The sequence below is a fragment of the Nannocystis punicea genome (genome assembly GCF_026965555.1).
Taxonomy (GTDB): Bacteria; Myxococcota_A; Polyangia; order Nannocystales; family Nannocystaceae; genus Nannocystis; species Nannocystis punicea.
Window position 1 is genome coordinate 488,589 of sequence record NZ_CP114040.1, and the last position, 18,712, is coordinate 507,300.

The following is an 18,712-nucleotide window of genomic DNA, read 5'->3' on the forward strand; positions in this document are numbered from 1 at the left end:
GCCGGACGTGCGGTTCTGCCTGCTGCTGACGGGGACGGCGAGCGACGGCGCGACGCTGGCGGTGCTGCTCGAGGCGGCGCCGTTCCTGGCCGAAAGGACATGGTCGGTGATGCTCGACATGTCCGGGCCGGCCAGCGCGCTCGCCTGCGAGGGGCTCGATGCTGTCCTCGCGGACAGGTTGATGCCGCGCGGGCTGCCGCTGGCGACGGCGAGCGAGCAGGACGAGACGCTGGTGCTGGCGCCGCTGCGCGGCGGGGCGCCGATGCGCTGGAATTGGTGGAAGGGGCGGACCGCGCCGCGATTGGTGGAGGCGCTGCGGCTGCGCAGGCTGCCGGGCGAGCCGCTGGTCGACGAGGCGTTGTTCGTGATGCGCTCCGAGACGGAGGCGCCGCGGCTGCTGCTCGAGCGGCTGCTCCTGCTCGGGCGCTCGGACGCGCAGGTGGTCAGCTTCGTCGACGAGGCGGGCGCGGGCAGCTTCGCGGTCAAGGTGAAGGCGCCGCCGATCTACCTGATGATGGCGGCGCGCGACGGCGGCGGCGAGGTGGCGGTGTACGGGCGCCACGGCACCAGCTCGCTGTGGGTCGCCTGGTCTTTCGAACATCCGGCGCCGGGGCCGGCGGCGGCCTCGCTGGCGCGGATGAACCAGGCGGCGCTGGTCGACCGCGAGGGCAACTGGCTGCGCACGCCGGCGGAGTGGCGGGTGCGGGCGATCCACGACGCGGTGGCGCCGGAGCTCGAGGCGCCGCGGGTGGTGATGCGCTCGGTGGAGTCGGAGGTGCGGTTCCGGGTGGCGATCCGCCTGGCGCCGGCGGCGATCACCGATCCGGATCTGTGGTTGCTGTCGCCGGAGCAATTGCTCGAGCTCGAGCCGCTGATCGAGGTGAGCACGGCCGACGAGCTGTCGCGCCTGACGGTGGCGCGACTCACCGGCGGGGACGGGACGGTCTACCTGCTGCGCGAGCGGGTGCGGCCGGGGACGCCGCGGATGGCGGGGCGGGTCAGCGACACTCTCGGGGTGCCGGGTTATTCGCAGGTGGCGGGGGCCGACAACCTGTACGTTCCGACAGGTCGACGATTGATGCCGGTGCTGCGGCGCGACGACCTGCGGGCGCTGCTGGGGCTCGAGCGGGCGCACACTGTGGTGCTCACGGAGGACCGCGACGGGCCGCGGGTGGTGACGATCGCGGAGGTCGACGAGCAGCCGCTGCAGCGGTGGATCGACTACGTGGCGACGGACCGCCGGCTCGAGCTCGACAAGCTGCTCGAGCGCAGCGTGTTCGAGTTCCCGGAGGTGACGATCGAGTGGCCGAAGGAGGCGCGGCAGCCGGCGCCGAAGCGGCCGTCGACGCGCGAGGCGCCGGTCAAGCGGGCGCCGGCGCCGAAGCCGGTGGTGGTGGAAGAGGCGGCGCGGGGGATCGACGTCGACGCGGCGGCGCACCTGCGGGCGCTGCGAGAGCAGGTGCGCGCGCTCGAGAAGCGGGTGATCGCGGGCGGCTGCGACGAGCCGGAGGTGTGGCAGGAGCTCGGCGAGGTCAAGGCGGAGCTCGGCGACGGCGACGAGGCGGCCGATTGCTTCGAGATGGCGCTGCTGCACGCGGGGCCGCCGTACGACGCGGGGCTCGCCGGGCGATTGATGGCAGCGAGCCGCGGCGACGACTCCGAGGATTCGCTGATGGAGTGGGTGGTCGCGTCGCGGCGGACGCCGGCGGAGGCGAGTCGACTGGGTGCTTCGCTGGTGGCGCGAGTGGCGGCGCAGCGGCCACCGGCCGACGAATTGATGCAGCTGGCGCTGCCGATCTTCGCCGACCCGCGGCTGCCGGTGTCGCGCCGGCTGGCGTGGGCGGTGCTGGCAGGCTGGCACCACCACGCGCGCGACCGCCTCGGCATCACCCGCGCGAAGGAGGCGATCCTCGGCGGGATCAACGAGCGCGGGCTGAGCGAATTGCACGACCTGCCGCGCTTCGTGCGACACGCGCTGGCGCGCGAGGGCGAGGACGCGAACGAGGAGTCGGCCGAGGCCCGCGGCGATCGCCTGCAGCAGGGCCAGCTGATCGCGCTCGAGGCGATGTGGCACGAGGCGTCGCAGGCGGGGCTGCCCGAGATGGACGCGCCGGCGGCCTTCATGCGCCTGATCTTCGCCGTCGGGTTCGCGCGGCTCGGGGCCCGCGGGCTGGCGCAGGAATTGATCGCGCCGGTCGAGCTCGAGCTCGACGTGCACGAGATCCCCAACCGCGCGCTGTTCCGCCTGTACATGGCCCGCCTGGCCCACGAGAGCTCGGGCGGCAGCCCGGAGGTGTGGGCGGCGGAGGTCGGGCGGATCGTCGAGAGCGTCCGCGACGCGCGCTTGCAGCAGGCGGTGCTGTGGCTGCAGAAGCGGTCGATGTGGCTGCGCACGACGAACGAGGAGGAGTCGGCGGCGAGCAAGGGGGCGCGCTACAAGCTGCCGCAGGGGGTGGACGTCGGCGGGCTGGCGGAGGTGGTGGCGCGCGAGGTGTCGATCGGGACGCGGACGTTCGACTACTTGATCGCGGAGGCGGTCGACGTGTGCGTGCGCCGGGCGCTGGCGAGCGGCAGCGACGCGGTGGTGGCGGAGGTGCTGGCGAGCGCGGAGCCGGGGCTCGGCAACATCCAGATCTTGAGCCACCGCGCGGAGGCGGTGGCGGCGTGCATCCACGGGGCGGCGAGCGTCGGCGACGACGCGATGGTGGGGCGCCTGCTCGAGACGCTGGTGAACATCGCCCGCAGCGAGAAGCTGGGCTCGGCGCGTGAGCTGGTGCGGGCGACGCAGCGCGGGCTCGGGGCGCTGCGCCGCTTCGGCGGGCTCGAGCCGGCGCGCGGATTGCTCGAGGCGCTGTCGCGGGTGCACGCGTACACGTCGAGCGACCAGATCCTGCTGTCGGCGACGGTGGCGACGGGGTTCGTGCAGATCGGCGAGGAGCGCGTGGCCGACGAGGTGCTGGACACTCTGTGCGCGCAGGTGCTGGCCGGGTCGCTCGACTATGTGACGCGGGCGCAGGGCGGGCTGGCGGTGGCGCAGGCGCTGCGGCACTGGCCCAACATGACGCGCGTCGAGCGGTTCCGCCGCTTCATCGCCGCGCTCGCGGTGTTCCGCGACACCTTCACCGCCAGCCGCTACTACGATACGCACAAGATCCTGATCTTGGAGGCGATCGTCGACAGCCTGGCGGACAGCCGCACCCGCCACAGCGACCGCGTGCAGGGCTTCCTCGACCAGGAGGAGCACGCCCTGCGCCGGCGCATCGTCACCGACTGGAGCGCAGTATGTGGACGCTAGAGGAGCTCGAGCCCGAGATCGACGACATCCGCGCGCGGATCCAGCAGCACCGCCGGGGCCTGAAGGAGTACTTCGTGGCCCGCGACGAGGAGATCGATCTGGCGATCCTGTGCGCGGTGGCCCAGGAGCCGCTGCTGCTGGTCGGTCCGCCGGGGACGGCCAAGAGCGACCTGGTCGTCAAGCTGACGGAGAGCCTGGGGCTCGGGGCCGGCGACTACTTCGAGTACATGCTGACGAAGTTCACCGAGCCGAGCGAGATCCTCGGGCCGATCGACATCGCGGTGCTCAAGGAAGGGCGCTACCTCCGGCGCACCCGCGGGATGCTGCCCGACTGCAGGGTGGCGTTCCTCGACGAGATCTTCAAGTCGAACTCGGCGATCCTCAACACGCTGCTGACGATCCTCAACGAGCGCAAGTTCTATCAGGACGGGCAGCCGACGCCGGTGCGGCTGGTGATGCTGTTCGCGGCGACCAACGACATCCCCGACCAAAGCGAGCTCGAGGCGATGGCGGACCGCTTCATCCTCAAGATCGAGACGAAGCCGGTGAAGGACCGCCACTTCGAGGAGCTGATCGACGCGGGGGTGATGAACGAGTCGTACCGCGCGAGCGGACACAAGCCGTGGACCCGCGGGGCGGCGTCGCTCGACGACTTCCTGAAGCTGAAGCGGTTCATGGACCTGAGCTTCGGGATGGGCCGCGAGCCGGGCCGCGACCGGGCGCAGTGGTTCCCGCGGCCGGTGTTCGCGGAGATGCGGCGGATCGTGCGGGCGCTCGAGACGGAGGACAAGGTGATGGTCAGCGACCGCAAGCTGGTCAAGCTCTACAAGGTCATCCGTACGCAGGCGTTCCTCAACCACGGCGGGGCGGTGCAGACTTCGGACCTGAACCTGCTGGCCTACGTGGGCAACCGCCGCGACGAGATCCCGGTGGTGGCGAGCAAGGTCAAGGCGCTGCTGGGCCTCGGCGGGTGAGCGCGTGGCCCGGCGACTCAGCCGCGAGGAACTGCTGCCGGCGCTGAAGGCGTGGGCCTACGTGAGCGGCTACGGCGGCTCGCTGGCAGAGTCACTGCCGCCGGCGCTGGGCTGGCTGCGCGCGCTGTGGGAGGAGGGCCACGACGCGCTGCCGCTCGACCTGGTTCACGACCTCGGGACGCTGCTGGTCGAGGGCCGGGCGTTCGCGTTCGCGTCGAGCCGCGACCTGGCCGATTGGCCAGAAGAGGAGCGGGCCGAGCGGCTGCAGTACGAGGATCGCGTGCTCGGCAGGTGGATCCTCGACCCGAGCGTGAGCGACGCGCACGTGGCGATCGCGGCGCTGTCGGGCGAGCTGCAGCCGCGGGCGCTGGCGCACGCGATCGGCCTGGCCCTCGGGACAGCCGCGCGGCGGGCCGAGCTCGACGCGGGCAACCCGGCGATCCTGCGCTCGTCGTGGCGCGAGGCGCTGGCGCTGTGCGCGAGCTGGCCGGCCCGCCACGGGGCGTGGGAGGAGCCGCCGGTCGACGAGCACTGGCGGGCGTGGGCGCTGGCGATCCGGGCGGCGATCGTGGGTCGCCTCGGCGAGGGCAAGCTGTTCTCGCCGGAGGACCTGTGGGAGCTGGCGCACCTGGCCGACCTGCCGAACGAGTCGAGCCGGCTGGCGCTGCGAGAGCTGCACGCGGCGACCGCGGCGATCGGCGGGGTGAACCCGGGCGTGGCGATGGCGGTGCGCCGGCGGGCGCAGGAGGTGGCGGTCGACGAGGAGGACGCGAGTCACTACCCGGCCGGCGGCTTCGATGCGCTGAGCACCCGCGGTCGGTTCGAAAATTTGGTGCGCAGCGAGGTGGCGTACGTGGACGCGGGGCGCGAGGAGCTGGGGCAGATCGATCTGTTCGACGTCCGCTTCGCTCAGGGCGAGCTGCTGTATTACACCCGCGACGAGAGCCCGCTGTTCGATCAACGGCGCCGCGTGACCGTGGTGATCGAGCGACCGCTCGACCAGCGGCACAAGCACCCGGAGCTGGCGGCGCAGACGCTGGTGCTGGTCGACGCGGCGACGCTGCGCCTGCAGGCCGACATGATTCAGGTGTTCGGTCCGTCGGGCGCGGAGCTGCACCTGCGCTGGCGCACCAGCGGCAAGGCCGACGCGGAGGCGGCCGACGAGGAGGCGCGATTGATGGCGATGACTCTGGCCGACGACCTGGCGCACCGCCGGGTGACCCTGGCGACGATGACGGACTGGCAGGAGGCGCCGCCGCGCGGGCTGGTGGTGTTCGCGGCCCATCAGGAGGACCCACGCGCGGGGGCGCGGGCGTGGGTGCGGGTCGGCGAGCCGCGCTGGGTGCTGGACGGCGAGAGCTTCGCGGTCGGCGAGCCGGGCGGGCTGCGGGGGCTGCTCGACGCGATCTTGCTGCGGCTGTTCGCGTGAAGGTCCGGGCAGGTGGGCCTAACGGTCCGGCTCCCCGGCGGTCGAACCCATCAGGCGGTCGCGGTAGATCTTGCGGAAGCGCAGGGTCGGCTCGTCGGTGCGGACCGAACGCTCCTGGCTGGCGGGCGGGACCTCGCGCGGCGACGAGGTCTCGATGACGGCCCGATCCTCGCCGCCGATCTTTCGTCCGCTGGCCGCGAAGTAGCGATCGAACAGGCGCGCCCGGAGAAAGTCGCGGATCGTCAGCATGAGCACGCGGGTGGTCGTGTGGTCGACGGGGAGCGCCGTCAACAGCAGCTCGAAGGTGCGTCTCCCGGAGGGGATGTGCAGGTGCATCGTGTTGGGAAACCGGTAGTCGAGGGTGATCGGCCGGGGGACGCCGTCGATCGCGGTCGATGTCCGACCGCCCCACGGCCGATCTTCCCAGAAGATGTCGAGACGCGAGCCGGGGCGGAGCGGCAGGGCGTCGCGGAGCGTCCGCCGGTGGACGAACGGGAGGTGCGGCCAGTCGAGCGAGTTCTCCATGACGCGCGTCCAGTGGATGTCGAACGGCGTGGTGAAGCCGCTGAGCGCGAGGCCGTCGCGCCGCAGCACGTCGGGCAGGTCGGGTTCCGACGGCGCGGCGAGCCCGGGGGCCGTGTACAACCACAGGAGGCCGCCGCGCTCGCGCACGGGCACCGGCGTCGCGCCGAGGCGCTCGCGCCTGGCGTCGGGGTTCCACGGGACGAGCTGGTTGCTGCCGTCGCCGGCGAAGCGCCAGCCGTGGAACGGGCACTCGATGCACCCGTCCTCGACCTTGCCGAGCGACAACCGCACGCCACGGTGCGGGCACCGATCGACGAGCGCGCAGGCCCGCCCTTGCCCGTCGCGGAACAGCACCAGCCGCTCTCCGGCGACCTGCAGCGGGAGCGGCGCGCGGCGCTTCAGGTCCCGGCCGAGGCCGACGATCGTCCAGACATGTGCGAAGCCGCGGAACATGGCTGACCTCCACGCTCTTTTTTCGCTGCCCGGGAAGGCGCGCCCGAAAGCCGTGTGCGGTGATTGTTTGGCCGGTGGATCGCGGCCAAGGACGAAAGCGCGCCGGCCCGGCGAAGCCGGCGCGGCCGGGCGATCGACGGCGGCGCCGGCGGCACGAGGCGCGAACGTGTTCACTCGGCGAGAGGGAAGGGCGAGCTCGAGGGCATGGCTCTCGAGTCAGGACGGCAGGAGGCAGGGCGCAGAGGTCGACCGGAGGATGAGCGAGGGGCGCGCGCTCAGTTGTGGACGAAGCACTTCCTGCAGGGCGTGAGCTCCTCGATGCCGGTGAGGTCGACGGGGAACTCGCACAGCTGCGGGACGGTGGTCGCCAGGGTGAAGTCGTCGAGCGGGTTGCCGAACACCTGAATGTAGTCGCACTCGCTGAGCCAGGGGTCGTCGAGGATCGCGGCCAGCTGGGTGAGGTCGTTGCCGGTGAGGTCGAGCTGTTCGAGCGATTGATAGGCGGCCAGCGGCGCGAGGTCGGCGATGGCGTTGTCCTGCAGAGAGAGGAAGAAGAGCTCGGCGGTGGCGAACTCCGGAACGCCCGGGAGGCCGGCGGCGTCGGCGTAGACGTGCTGCAGCGCCGGGTGCGAGGCGAGGCTGGTCATGCTGGGGGCGAACGGGTTGCGCGAGACGTCGAGGCGATCGAGCACGGGCGCGCCGAGCAGCGGGGCGAGGTCGACGATCTGGTTGTCGTCGAGGTCGAGGTCGAGCAGCGCGGGAAGGGCGAGCGGGGCGACGTCGACGATCTGGTTGTGGGCGAGGTCGAGCTCGCCGAGCGCGAGCAGGCCCGAGAGCGGGGCGAGGTCGACGATCTGGTTGGCGGACAGGTCGAGCTTCTCGAGCTCGCTCATGCCGGCGAGGGGGGCGAGGTCGACGATCGCGTTCTGCTCGGCGCTCAGCGAGGTGAGGAGGACGAGGTCGGTGAGCGGGGTGAGGTCGACGATCGCGTTCTCGGACAGGCTCAGGCCCTGCAGGGCGTCGAGGCCGGCGAGGGGGGCGAGGTCGGAGAGCTGGTTGTTGCTCAGGCCGAGGCTCTGCAAGGCGGTAAGGCCGGTGAGCGGTGAGATATCGGCGAGCAGGTTGTCGGACAGGTTGAGGTGGGTGAGGTTGACGAGCGAGGCGAGCTCGCCGACGTCGCTGTGGCCCGAGTCGGAGAGGTCGAGCGACTGGAGGGTGACGATCTGCCCCAGGCCGGTCAGGTCGGGCGCGGGCGTCTCCTGGGCGATGAGCAGCTCGAGCGGCAAGCCGGCGAGGGGGGCGAACGAAGTGATCGGGTTCCGCGAGACGTCGAGCTCACGCAGTGCGACGAGGCCGGCGAGGGGACCCAGGTCGGTGACGTTGGCGCCGCGGATCCGGAGGTGAGTGAGCTTGCCGAGGCCGGCGAGCGGCTTCAGGTCGGCGATCTCGGTGAAGTAGAAGTCGATCGAGGTGAGGCCGGTGAAGCACTCGAGGCCCGACAGGTCGGCGACGTCGCGGTCGGTGAAGACGGTGTCCAGAGATTCGGCGAGCTCGACCGGGATCGGGCCCTCGGGGACGTCGAGGCGCAGTCGCAGGTACTCCTCGAGCAGCGGGTCGGCGATGACGATCTCGGTGCAAGGCACGGCCGGCGGGGCGGTGGTGCCGGTGGTGCCGGTGGTGGGGTCGCCGTCGCTGGTGGTGGTGGGCGTGGTGGTCGAGGTCGGCGTCGAGTCGGTGGCGCCGTCGGCGGTGGTGCCGTGGCCGTCGGTGCCCTGGTGGTCGGTGCCGGCGCCGGAGTCCTGGGTGTCGCTGCTCGTCGCCTCGCTGGCAGTGTCCGGGCCGCAGGCGAGGGCGAGGGCGAGGGCGAGCAGCGGTCGACGGGGCATGATTCGATCATGCCGGGAACCGCTGGATTGTCCATCCGCGGGCGGTGGGCGAGGGGCGGATGAAATCACGGGCGAGCGGACACGGATCGCCGGCGTGCTGGCCAGGCGAGCCGGACAGCGACGCCGGCCGCGGGCCGCTCGGCGGCGAGAGACTGTGATGATATGTCTCGAGGGACAGGTCGTCTCGTTGCCGCGCGAGCGTCAATCTTCGCAGCTGTCGTCGTCGTCGTCCTCTTCACGGGTGAGGGCGGGGACGAGCTGGACGGTGAGGTCGGTGAGGCGCCAGTCGCAGGCGCGGGCGAGGGTGTGGACCTCGTCGATGCGCCGCAGGGGGGCGGACTCGTCGACGGGGACGACGTAGACCTCGCCGATGAGGACGTGGCCGTGCTCGCGCAGGCGGACGGAGGCGCAGCGGACCCATGGCAGGTCGCGGAGCGCGGCGACGATCCGGTCGGGCAGCGGGTCCTCGCACTGACAGGCGACGTCGCGGGGGCGGCGGTCCATGAGGTCGCCGAAGGCGGCGATCATGTTGCGGGCGCCGTCGCGGGTGATGTCGACGGCGATCATGCTGGCGGCCACCGCGTCGGCCCACCAGTAACCGAGGCCGATGCCGATGACGCCGAGCATGCCGGCGGCGCCGGTCATCCAGTCGGCCTTGTTCATGAGGGCGTCGGTGTAGAGCGCCTTGTCGTGGAGGTCGTGGGCCAGGCGCAGCTTGATCCGGCCGAGGATGACCGTGGGCGCGGCGCTCCACGTCAGGGCGGCGATCATGAGCCAGCCGAGCCAGAGGTCGCGGCCGAACACCGTGACGCTGCCGATCGTCGGCCGCTCGGCGCGGATCAGGGTGTAGAGGCCCTCGCCGAGCAGGTAGCCGCCGAAGCCGAGGAGGGCGACGGCGGCGACCAGGAAGGCGATGGTGACCGCGCGGTGGTAGCCGTAGCGGTAGGCGTCGGTGGCGTGGCGCCGGCGCAGGCGCGCGGCCACCAGCACGGCCAGCGGCGGGACCATGCCGAGCATGTCGTCGATCCACACCGTCTTCATCGCCTGCGACTCGCCCATCACGAAGGCGGTGAAGGCGATCGCGGTGACGAAGTAGATCAGCGAGACCTGCTCGACCCGCACGGCCAGGCGCATCGCCGGCGCCTTGTCGCACGGGAGCTCGTGCGCCGGCGTGTGTCCCCAGCGCTCGCTCATGAATCACCGCACTCCTTTCGCCCGCGCGCGAGGGCGACGTCGATGTCGGCGCCGGCGAGGTAGGCCTCGAGCTGCATGGTCCAGGCGTTCTCGCCCGGCGGTACGGCGAACACGTGCTCGCCGTCGATGGTGCGGTGGTAGGCGCGAGTGAACCCGACGTCGTCGTAGGGGCTGTCGGCGACGAGGCCGCCGATCACGAGGTCGAACTCGAAGCGCCGCAGGGCGGCGAGCAGGCGCGTCTCGCCGCCGATCGTGAAGGTGAGGTCGAGCCCGCGGGCGCGCGCGAACTCGCGGACGAGGTCGACCTCGGCGCCGGCGAGCGGGCGATCGGGGCGCTGGCAGGCCCACGGCGGCTCGAGCACGACGCCGACGCGGACGCCGTGCAGGCCGACGCGCTCGCCGGTGAGCTCGGGATCGCGGGGCAGGCCGCAGCTGCAGGCGAGCCACGCGGCGGCGGCGAGCCGCTCAGGCGTTGACGATCTCACCGCCATTCGGATGGAGGACCTGGCCGGTCATGTAAGAGGCGTCGGCGCTGGCGAGGAAGACGAAGCAGGTGGCGCACTCCTCGGGCTCGCCGGCGCGGCCGAGCGGGGTGTCGCTGCCGAACGAGGCGACTTTCTCCGGATCGAAGGTGGAGGGAATGAGGGGGGTCCAGATCGGCCCGGGCGCGACCGCATTGACGCGAATGCCGTCACCCGCGAGGTTGGACGCGAGCGAGCGGGTGAAGGCGACGATCGCCCCCTTGGTGGCGCTGTAGTCGAGCAGGCCGCCGCTGCCGCGGTAGGCGGTGACGGAGGTGGTGTTGACGATGCTGGCGCCCTCCTGCTCGCGCAGGTGCGGCAGGGCGGCCTGGGTCAGGAAGAACATCGAGAAGATGTTGGTGCGGAAGGTCCGGACCAGCTGCTCCTCGTCGATGTCCTCGAGCTTGTCCTTCGGGTGCTGCTCGCCGGCGTTGTTGACGAGGACGTCGAGCCGGCCGAAGCGGTCGACGACGCGATCGACGGCCTGGCGGCAGAACGCCGCGTCGCCGACGTCGCCGCGGATCGCCAGGCAGGCGCGGCCCTCCTTCTCGACCTGCGCCGCGGTCTCGCGCGCGTCGTTGTCCTCGCTCAAATAGACGATGGCGACGTCGGCGCCCTCGCGGGCGAACAGGACGGCGGTGGCCCGGCCGATGCCGCTGTCGCCCCCGGTGATCAGCGCGACCTTGCCCGCGAGCTTGCCGCTGCCGCGGTACTCGGGCCGGCGATACCTGGGCCGCGGCTTCATCCTGGCCTCGTGCCCCGGCGGCTCCTGGGTCTGCTCCGGCCGCTGCTGGCTCTTCTCGTCGCGCTTCGATGCGTTGCCCATGGTCGCCTCCGGCGGGGTCGGTGGTGGTCGCGTGCGTGCGAGCCGTGGGACTCGTGGCACACGCGGCCCGCCTGTCAATGCGCAGACCCGGAGGCGAGCGCGCAGCCGGTCACGGACTGCAGGGCTCGCTGCTGGCGCGATGAAGGCGCCGACAGAGGGCACGCGATGGCGCCTGGTGCGCGAAAACGTGCGGCCGGCGAGAGCTGGTGGTTCGTCGCAGGGCTCGATGGCAGCGATGCCCGACGACCTGCGGCGCTCGACGTCTCGGCCCAGCGTCACATGAGCATCTCGCCGCGCTTCCCTTCGATCAGAGCTTCCATGGCTTCCCCGAAGGTGGGAGCCAGATCGATCAGGAAGTCCATCAAGAGGTACGTCTTGCCGGACTCGCTGATGACGAGATAAGCGTGGCCATCATCGACCTCACCGAGGGGGAACAGCCTCTCGCCCAGCGTTTGTTCGTACCCCTCGAAGCGATCGCCTTCTCCTGCTGCGAGTGAGGGATCGAGGTGAAAGGAGCTCCTGGCGCGGTCTCGGCCTGGACCGGTCCGGCGTACGGACAGATCGCCAAACTCCCGGAGAGCGCGCCGAGCTGCCGTGAATAGTTCGAAGTTGTCCGACTCTTTCAATAAACTCTCCCACGTCGAAATTTTCTCGCCGACGTCTCGCCCTTCGCGCCATCCTGCGGCGCGCAGCACGGCCTCGGTTTCCTTGGACCATTTCCTCCCTGCCATGGCAGTCGATCTCCCGTGGGCGGATGCCGGCCTGTTATAGATAGTCTGCGAGGATTTGCTGGTATCGAACGGTTCCGGGCTGGGGGCCGTGGAGCGCGGCTTCGACGAAAGATGGGGGTGGTGCATAATGATGCGCGCGCACGTAGTGAAAGATCAAGTTGGGGGCGGCGAATGCCTGGCCGTCGGCCCCGAAGACGCGGATCTCCGAGCAGCCCAGTCTCGCGGTCTCCCCCATGAACGTCTCGAAGACGCTGTCCGAATTGTTTGAGGGAAAAGGCCGGCAGAACTGGCACCGGTGAGATCCCCGCATTCGCGCCATGCCCTCTTTGCAGGGGCTCCAGAGCGCCCTGAGCAAGGCATCCTCGGGGGGGCGAACGGGGAACGGGTGCTGCTCGTCGAGCCAGCCGATGTTGAGCAGGCCGGCGCGGGTAAACCTTGATGAGTAGAAATATTGAGACAGGTCGGGGAAGTGCATCGAGGCCTGGTCGTGATGATGGAATTCGTGGCGGACGATTCGTGGCTCGCCCGCGCGAGTGGTCGCGTGCGCGCGGCGGCGGCGACCGCGAAGGGTGAGGGCCCCCGCGGCGCTCGCCTGGCGCAGGTGGTATCACCGCCGAACGGTCGCCGTGCCCAGCCCGGAGCAGCCCAGGAGTCGTGATCGCGCGCGGCGAGGCGCTGCGTGGGCGTTCGGGGGGCTGCTCGGGCTGCAGTCGGTGCGGGCGATGGCGATGCCGGCGATCGGGTGGGAGGCGCCGGCGGGTTGCCCGGCGGCGGAGCGCGTGGAGGCGCGGATCGGCGAGGTCGTGGGGGCGCGGCCGGTGTCCCCGGCAGTGACTGCGGTGCGCGCCCGGGTCGCGCGGCAGGGGGAAGGGTGGCTGCTGATCGTGGTGTTCTCGGGGCGCGACGGGACGACCGAGCGCCGACTGACGCTGCACGACTGCGAGGCGACCGCGGACGCGACGGCCCTGCTCGTCGGCATCGCGCTGGTCGGGGCTCCGGGCGGCTCGCCAGGCGGCGGAATCCCGCTGGCGGTGCCGGTGCCGGAGGCGGATGCGCGCGATCGCCCGCCCGGGCCGCCAGGCGCGAGGGCGGAGGACGCGACGACGGGCGCGGGCGCGTCGGAGGATGGGCGAGATCGCACAGGCACGGGGGCGGCGACGAGGGCGAACGGCGCCGGCGCGGGGACGGATGGGCGCGAGCGCGCGGGCGGGGGCGGAGCGACGGGGACGAACGGGCGCGAGCGCGCGGGCGGGGGCGGAGCGACGGGGACGGACGGGCGCGAGCGCGCGGGCGGGGGCGGAGCGACGGGGACGGATGGGCGCGAGCGCGCGGGCGGAGGCGAGGGGACGGGGACGGATGGGCGCAAGCGCGCAGGCGGGGGCGGAGCGAATGGGCGCGATCGCGCGGGTGGGAACGGGGCGATGGCGGTGAGTGGGCGCGAGCGCGCGGGCGCGAGCTCGGCCAGGCGGCTGCGGGCATTTGTACAGCTCGGGCCGGCGGTGGGGGTGGGCGTCCTGCCGCGGGCGACGGCGGGGCTGGCGGCGGCGCTGGGCCTGGCGTGGCCGCGGCTGCGGGTGGGGCTGGGGTATTCGCGGTGGTTCCGCAGCCCGGCGCGCTGGGGCGAGGACCGGTCGATCGGCGCCGACCTGTCGCTGCACGTGGCGACGCTGCGGGCCGGGCCGGTGCGGCGGGTCGGGCCGGTCGAGCTGCAGGCCGGGCTCGGGCTCGAGTTCGGCGCCCTGCGCGCGGCGGGCTTCGGCAGCGAGGTCAACCTCGATCGCAGGACGTGGTGGGGCGCGACTCTGGTCGGCGGCGGGCTGGCCTGGGCCCCGCGGGCGCTGCGGGGCCACGGGGCGCTGCTGGTCCAGGCCGAGCTGGTGGTCCCGCTGCACCGACCGACCCTCCTCTATAACCGCGAGCCCATCTTCCGCCCCGGGGCGGCGGGCGTGCGCGCGGGGGTGCAGCTGGAGGTCCGCTTCTTTTGACGACCCGTGCGAGATCGCGCTGCATTCTCATTAATGCCAGCGCCCGCCGGCGGGAAAGCAGGCGGCCATGATCCCCCTGCCTGAACCGCCGCGCGCCGAGGACGGGCCGTCGTCCGCCGGGCAGCGCGCGCCGGAGCTGATGGAGATCTATCGCACGCACGTGGATTACGTCTGGCGGATCGCGCGGAGCCTGGGGATCCCCGCCGACGCCGCGGAGGACGTCACCCAGGAGGTGTTCCTCTGCGTGCACAACCGACTGCACACATTCCGGCCCGGTGGGTCGATGCGGGCGTGGTTGTTCGGGATCACCCGCAACCTCGTGCTGCACGACAAGCGCAGCTACGCCCGCCGCGAGCGCCACCTGGCCGGGTTGCCCGAGCCGCAGGAGACGGCGCGCGAGCCCGACGCGACGGTGCGGGTGCGCCAGGCGGCGGCGCTCATGCAATCGTTCCTCGACGAGCTCGACCTCGACAAGCGCCTGGTGTTTCAGATGACGGAGATCGAGGAGATGACGGCCGACGAGATCGCCGAGGCGCTGGCGATCCCGCTGGGCACGGTGTATTCGCGGCTGCGGGCGGCGCGGGCCCGACTCGAGCGATTCCGCCTGCGGCTGCACGCGCGCGGCGAACGGAGGCACGTATGAGCGACGAACCCGTGACCACGCCCGAGCTCGTCGCCGCCTATCGCGACCGCGAGCGCCCGTCCGACGCGGCGAAGGAGCGAATGGCCCGCGCATTGATGGCAGCCGCGGCCGCGCGCTCGGCGACGGTGATCCCGCTGCGGCCGGCGCCGCGGCGACGTCGCACGACGCCGATCGGCTGGCTGGCCCTCGCGGCCGCGCTCGCGCTGGTCGGCGCGTCCTCGTATTGGCTGGTCGGCGCACGGCACGAGCGGGCCACCGGGCCCGCCGACCTGTTGATGGATCCGCAGCGGATCGACGAATCGCAGGAGCGCGTCACGCCGAGGCCGGGCGAGCCCGTCCGCGCGAAGGCGACGGTCGCTCCGGTGCAGCCGGCGAGCCCGCCCGGGGAGGCGGCCGCGCCCGCGCGAGAGGTGCCGGCGGCGAGCGAGCCGCCTGCGGCGGATCCTGCGCCGCGTCGGCCTGCGCGCTTGCAGTCGCGTCCGGTGGCGGCGGAGCAGCCGCGTCCGGTGACGGCGGAGCAGCCGCCGGTCGGCGGCTCGCAGGTCGATCCGGTGCTCGAAGAGTTAATGTTGATTCAGCAGATCAAGGACGCCCTCGACGCCGATCGGCCCGGGGACGCGCTGACGGCGATCGATGCGCATGCACGGAAGTTCGCCCGCGGCAGCCTGGCGGAGGAGCGCGAGGCGCTGCGCGTGGTGGCGCTGTGCGACGCGGGCGAGGCGGGGCGAGGCGAGCGCGCGCAGGCGGTCTTCATGCGCACGTACCCGCGATCGGCGTACCGCGAGCGGGTCCGCGCGGCGTGCCCGACCGCTGCATCGACCGCGGAAGAATCGACGACGGATTAATGGCGAGGGCCGCGGGCGGGAAACACACTCGCTGAGAAGGACCCCGTCATGACTTACTTGCCCGTAACCTCGACCTCCCTGCAGATCTTGCTGCTGGCCGGGCCCGCGTGCCTGCTCGGCGCGTGCGTCGACGACCTGCCGGTCGGCCAGACCGGCACCGAGACCGACACCGAGACCGACACGACCGCGCCGGCGACCACGCAAGCGAGCGAGACGTCGCCGGACCCGACGACCGACTCGCCGACGACCGAGACGTCGACGACCGACGCGCCGACGAGTTCAACGGTGACGTCGGTGGAGCCGACCAGCACGACGACCGCGGAGCCGACGACCGCGACCACGGCGATCGACACGACGACGACGACCGACGACACCAGCACGACCACGTCGACCACGTCGACCACCAGCGACACGACCGGCGACCCTGACACCACCGATTCGACGACCGGGCCCGGCGAGGGCTGGCAGCCGCCGAATTGTGAGCTGGTGACCGGGACCGGGGCGGTGACGTTCAGCTTCGATCAGGGCGCGACGCTGACGCCGATGGATCAGCAGATCAAGCCGGTCACGTACACCTTCGGCCTGGTGGCGCTCGGCAAGCCGGGGGCGATGCTGGCGGGCTCGGGGCAGCAGATCCTGGCGTCCGACGACGCCGGCTGCTCGTGGCATTCGATCGGCATGGCCGGCAACCCGAACGCGCCGGCGGTGCGCCTGCACGCGGCCGGCGAGACGCGGGCGTACGCGTACGGCGACAACAACGACGCGATCGTGCGCGTCGACGACGAGGTGATCCAGAAGCTGAGCTCGCCGGCCGGGCAGGAGGGGATCGTCGGCCTCGGCGTCGACCCCGACGACCCCGACCACGTGCGGATCGGCGACTCGGCCGGGCGCGTGTGGGACTCCGTCGACGCCGGCATGACGTGGGAGCAGGTCGGGATCCCGGCGTTCGCCGGCACTCTGGCCTACCGCGCGGCGTTCGACCCCAACGACATCGACCACGTATTGTTCGGCGCGCTCGCCGAGGGCGTGCTGGTGTCCCACGACGCCGGCGAGGGCTGGCAGAGCGCGACCGGGCTCAGCAGCGGCAACGCCAACGGCTTCAACGTGGTGGTCTCGCCGGTGCAGGGCGACATCGTGTGGGTCGAGGGCCTCGACCTCGAAGACCCCAACGACCAGACCCAGCGCCACGTCTACCGCTCGGAGGACGGCGGCCTGACGTTCACCGCCGTCGTCGAGGCCAACGAGGCGATGCTGTACAACGGCAACCACCTGTTCCCGCACCCGACCGACCCCGACGTGCTCTACTTCGTGTTCGGCTCGAACTACCAGAACTACGGGACCGACCTGTTCCGCTACGACTACGGCGAGGACAAGATCACCCTGACCCACAACATGTGGCACGACACCGTGATCACGTTCCTGCCGGGCGACCCGTCGGTGATCTACCTCGGCCTGTCGATCGAGCCCGGCGGCGGGTGAGCGGAGAGATATTCGGACATGTCCGATGGGACATGTCCTTGCTCATGGCGCAGGTCCCCTGCCCGGCGAGCGCGGGCGCGAGCTCGCGCCTGCGGGTCGTGAGGGCGCCTTGTCGCGGGTCGGCGAGATCGGCTAGCGTGCGCGCGTGAGCCCTACGCAGATCGAGATCACCACCGACGACGGCGTCTGTCCCGCCCACGAGTACGTGCCGCGCACGCCCGGGCCGTGGCCGGCGGTGCTCGTCTTCATGGACGGCGTCGGCATCCGTCCGATCCTCGTGGAGCACTGCGAGCGCCTCGCCGAGGCCGGGTACTACACCCTGTTGCCCGACCTGTTCTACCGCTCCGGTCCGTACGAGCCGCAAGATCCGGCCAGGCTGTTCTCCGATCCCGCGGTGCGCGGCGCGTGGTTCGCCAGGCACCGCGCGACCACCACCAGCGCCGCGGTCATGCGCGACACGCGGGTGTTCCTCGACCACATCGCCGCGCGGTCCGACGTGCGCCCCGGACCGGTCGGTGGGGTCGGTTACTGCATGGGCGGGCGCATGGCGCTGACCGCCGCCGGTCATCATCCCGACCGCTTCGCCGCGGTCGCGGCCTATCACCCCGGCAACCTCGCCGACGACGCGGCCGACAGCCCGCACCTGCTGGCGGCGAACATCTCCGCGGAGGTCTACGTGGCGGCCGCGAGCGACGACCCGACCTTCCCCGAGGAGCAGAAGCAGCGGCTGGCCGCGGCGCTCGACGCCGCGGGCGTGAAGTACACGCTCGAGACGTACCCGGCGCGGCACGGCTGGGTGTTCGCCGACATCCCCGTCTACGACGCCGCCGGCAACGCGCGCCACTGGCAGACGCTGCTCGAGCTGTTCGCGCGCGCGCTGCCTCGCTGAGATGTCCTCGGGGACAGCTCAGCGGTCGCGGCCGCCCTCGATGACCTCGACGAACAGGGCGGTGATGTTGTCCTTGCCGCCGCACAGGTTGGCGTAGCGGATCGCGGCCGGGGCGGCGACGCGGGGGTGCAGCCGGAACAGGTCGATCAAGGTGTCGGCGGCCTGGTCGAGGTATTCGTGGAGGCCGTCGGAGCAGAGCAGCAGGCGGTCGCCCAGCTGCAGCGGGAAGGCCATGATGTCGACCTCGACGAACTCGCGCAGGCCGATCGCGCGGGTGATCTGGCTCTTGCGCCCGCGCGCCTTGTCGGCGCTGGCCAGGCCCTGCTTGACCTGCATGTTGAGGAGGGTGTGGTCCTCGGTGAGCTGGCGGACGTCGTCGCCGCGCGCGAGGTACACCCGCGAATCGCCGACCTGACCGACGATCGCCAGCTCGCCGGCGACCAGCACGACCGAGGCGGTGGTGCTCATGCCGGTGTAGCGCGCGTCGACCTCGGCCATGCCGTGCACCAAATAGCAGGCGTTCTGCAGCGCGCTGCGGACGAGCCCGCCCAGGCGCGCGACGGTCTCGGGGCTGACGCGGATCTGCGGCTCGACCGGCGCCCCGTGCACGACCCTCCGCTGCGCGAGCCGGGCCTCCTCGTGGGCGAGCTGGATCAGCTCGACCTCGCGGTCGACCCACTCGAGGATCAGCTGCACCGTGGTCTGCGAGGCGACCTCGCCGCAAGCGCGCCCGCCGACGCCGTCGCACACGACGAACAGGCCGAGCTCGTCGTTGCCGACGAACGCGTCCTCGTTCTGGCTGCGGCGCCGACCGACGTCGGTGTCGCCTTGATGGCGGGTGCGCACGGGGCGAAAAAGATACAGCATGCACGGCGCGCGGGGACTCGCCGCCGCGAGCGCCGAGATGAAAATGTCGAGAGCGAGGGCGCGAGCCGAAACGACGATCGGGGGCTCGAGCTCCCGGATCGTGTTGTGCGGAGACGCCGCGCTGGTCGATTCCGAGCGGAATCGCGCCTCGGATCGCGGCTGCGGCGCTG

Annotated in this window: 16 protein-coding genes; 8 read left to right on the top strand and 8 right to left on the bottom strand. The window is 72.0% G+C overall.

The genetic code is table 11. From position 1 onward, the window contains the following. The first annotated feature begins 7 nt into the window (after positions 1-7). The 3 genes from O0S08_RS01825 to O0S08_RS01835 are packed head-to-tail and all read left to right on the top strand — an operon-like array spanning position 8 to position 5,698. Positions 8-3,295, top strand: coding sequence for a DUF8586 domain-containing protein (locus O0S08_RS01825; protein WP_269037209.1), 3,288 nt, complete (start codon positions 8-10; stop codon positions 3,293-3,295). Further along, complete coding sequence (locus tag O0S08_RS01830) at positions 3,283-4,269, top strand: AAA family ATPase (protein ID WP_269037210.1); 987 nt, start codon at positions 3,283-3,285, stop codon at positions 4,267-4,269. Before O0S08_RS01825 ends, O0S08_RS01830 begins: the two co-directional genes overlap by 13 nt. Positions 4,270-4,273: 4 nt before the next feature. Continuing rightward, the gene (locus O0S08_RS01835) at positions 4,274-5,698 is read left to right on the top strand and encodes a hypothetical protein (protein ID WP_269037211.1); all 1,425 of its coding nucleotides are present in this window, start codon (positions 4,274-4,276) and stop codon (positions 5,696-5,698) included. An 18-nt stretch (positions 5,699-5,716) separates the two neighbouring features. Here O0S08_RS01835 and O0S08_RS01840 read toward each other — a convergent pair whose 3' ends face one another. From O0S08_RS01840 to O0S08_RS01870, 7 genes are all read right to left on the bottom strand, one after another. After that, the gene (locus O0S08_RS01840; RefSeq protein ID WP_269037212.1) at positions 5,717-6,676 is read right to left on the bottom strand and encodes a Rieske 2Fe-2S domain-containing protein; all 960 of its coding nucleotides are present in this window, start codon (positions 6,674-6,676) and stop codon (positions 5,717-5,719) included. Between the two features lie 275 nt (positions 6,677-6,951). Then, positions 6,952-8,562 carry a leucine-rich repeat domain-containing protein gene (locus O0S08_RS01845; protein ID WP_269037213.1) on the bottom strand — a complete coding sequence of 537 codons (1,611 nt, stop codon included), beginning with the start codon at positions 8,560-8,562 and terminating at the stop codon, positions 6,952-6,954. Between the two features lie 201 nt (positions 8,563-8,763). After that, positions 8,764-9,756 carry a cation efflux transmembrane domain-containing protein gene (locus O0S08_RS01850; protein ID WP_269037214.1) on the bottom strand — a complete coding sequence of 331 codons (993 nt, stop codon included), beginning with the start codon at positions 9,754-9,756 and terminating at the stop codon, positions 8,764-8,766. Continuing rightward, positions 9,753-10,241: a transporter substrate-binding domain-containing protein gene (locus O0S08_RS01855; RefSeq protein ID WP_269037215.1), complete on the bottom strand. Its 489-nt coding sequence runs from the start codon at positions 10,239-10,241 to the stop codon at positions 9,753-9,755. The genes O0S08_RS01850 and O0S08_RS01855 overlap by 4 nt, the downstream gene beginning before the upstream one ends. After that, positions 10,222-11,103, bottom strand: a complete 882-nt coding sequence (locus O0S08_RS01860; RefSeq protein WP_269037216.1) for an SDR family oxidoreductase — start codon at positions 11,101-11,103, stop codon at positions 10,222-10,224. Before O0S08_RS01860 ends, O0S08_RS01855 begins: the two co-directional genes overlap by 20 nt. Positions 11,104-11,378: 275 nt before the next feature. Further along, positions 11,379-11,834 (bottom strand): SUKH-3 domain-containing protein, encoded by a 456-nt coding sequence (locus O0S08_RS01865; protein ID WP_269037217.1) that lies wholly within the window; start codon positions 11,832-11,834, stop codon positions 11,379-11,381. Between the two features lie 34 nt (positions 11,835-11,868). After that, positions 11,869-12,309: a DUF7919 family protein gene (locus tag O0S08_RS01870; RefSeq protein WP_269037218.1), complete on the bottom strand. Its 441-nt coding sequence runs from the start codon at positions 12,307-12,309 to the stop codon at positions 11,869-11,871. A 1,024-nt stretch (positions 12,310-13,333) separates the two neighbouring features. On the opposite strand from O0S08_RS01870, the gene O0S08_RS01875 reads away from it, so the two are divergent. The 5 genes from O0S08_RS01875 (at position 13,334) to O0S08_RS01895 (ending at position 17,675) form a co-directional block, all read left to right on the top strand. Continuing rightward, positions 13,334-13,819: a hypothetical protein gene (locus O0S08_RS01875; protein ID WP_269037219.1), complete on the top strand. Its 486-nt coding sequence runs from the start codon at positions 13,334-13,336 to the stop codon at positions 13,817-13,819. A gap of 67 nt (positions 13,820-13,886) precedes the next feature. After that, on the top strand, positions 13,887-14,462 hold the full coding sequence (locus O0S08_RS01880) for an RNA polymerase sigma factor (protein ID WP_269037220.1): 576 nt from the start codon (positions 13,887-13,889) through the stop codon (positions 14,460-14,462). Next, positions 14,459-15,307 carry a hypothetical protein gene (locus tag O0S08_RS01885; protein ID WP_269037221.1) on the top strand — a complete coding sequence of 283 codons (849 nt, stop codon included), beginning with the start codon at positions 14,459-14,461 and terminating at the stop codon, positions 15,305-15,307. The genes O0S08_RS01880 and O0S08_RS01885 overlap by 4 nt, the downstream gene beginning before the upstream one ends. Positions 15,308-15,364: 57 nt before the next feature. Then, positions 15,365-16,786, top strand: a complete 1,422-nt coding sequence (locus tag O0S08_RS01890; protein ID WP_269037222.1) for a WD40/YVTN/BNR-like repeat-containing protein — start codon at positions 15,365-15,367, stop codon at positions 16,784-16,786. Positions 16,787-16,931: 145 nt separating this feature from the next. Then, complete coding sequence (locus O0S08_RS01895; protein ID WP_269037223.1) at positions 16,932-17,675, top strand: dienelactone hydrolase family protein; 744 nt, start codon at positions 16,932-16,934, stop codon at positions 17,673-17,675. A gap of 18 nt (positions 17,676-17,693) precedes the next feature. Here the strand turns inward: O0S08_RS01895 and O0S08_RS01900 are convergent, their stop codons facing one another. Further along, complete coding sequence (locus O0S08_RS01900) at positions 17,694-18,521, bottom strand: PP2C family protein-serine/threonine phosphatase (RefSeq protein WP_269037224.1); 828 nt, start codon at positions 18,519-18,521, stop codon at positions 17,694-17,696. Positions 18,522-18,712: the final 191 nt, after the last annotated feature.

What these genes read in the sequence shown, in the direction of transcription:
- O0S08_RS01865 (WP_269037217.1), bottom strand. Translation starts at nt 11,834, where the DNA reads ATGGCAGGGAGGAAATGGTCCAAGGAAACCGAGGCCGTGCTGCGCGCC.
- O0S08_RS01885 (WP_269037221.1), top strand. Translation starts at nt 14,459, where the DNA reads ATGAGCGACGAACCCGTGACCACGCCCGAGCTCGTCGCCGCCTATCGC.
- O0S08_RS01845 (WP_269037213.1), bottom strand. Translation starts at nt 8,562, where the DNA reads ATGCCCCGTCGACCGCTGCTCGCCCTCGCCCTCGCCCTCGCCTGCGGC.
- O0S08_RS01830 (WP_269037210.1), top strand. Translation starts at nt 3,283, where the DNA reads ATGTGGACGCTAGAGGAGCTCGAGCCCGAGATCGACGACATCCGCGCG.
- O0S08_RS01870 (WP_269037218.1), bottom strand. Translation starts at nt 12,309, where the DNA reads ATGCACTTCCCCGACCTGTCTCAATATTTCTACTCATCAAGGTTTACC.
- O0S08_RS01840 (WP_269037212.1), bottom strand. Translation starts at nt 6,676, where the DNA reads ATGTTCCGCGGCTTCGCACATGTCTGGACGATCGTCGGCCTCGGCCGG.
- O0S08_RS01860 (WP_269037216.1), bottom strand. Translation starts at nt 11,103, where the DNA reads ATGGGCAACGCATCGAAGCGCGACGAGAAGAGCCAGCAGCGGCCGGAG.
- O0S08_RS01850 (WP_269037214.1), bottom strand. Translation starts at nt 9,756, where the DNA reads ATGAGCGAGCGCTGGGGACACACGCCGGCGCACGAGCTCCCGTGCGAC.
- O0S08_RS01880 (WP_269037220.1), top strand. Translation starts at nt 13,887, where the DNA reads ATGATCCCCCTGCCTGAACCGCCGCGCGCCGAGGACGGGCCGTCGTCC.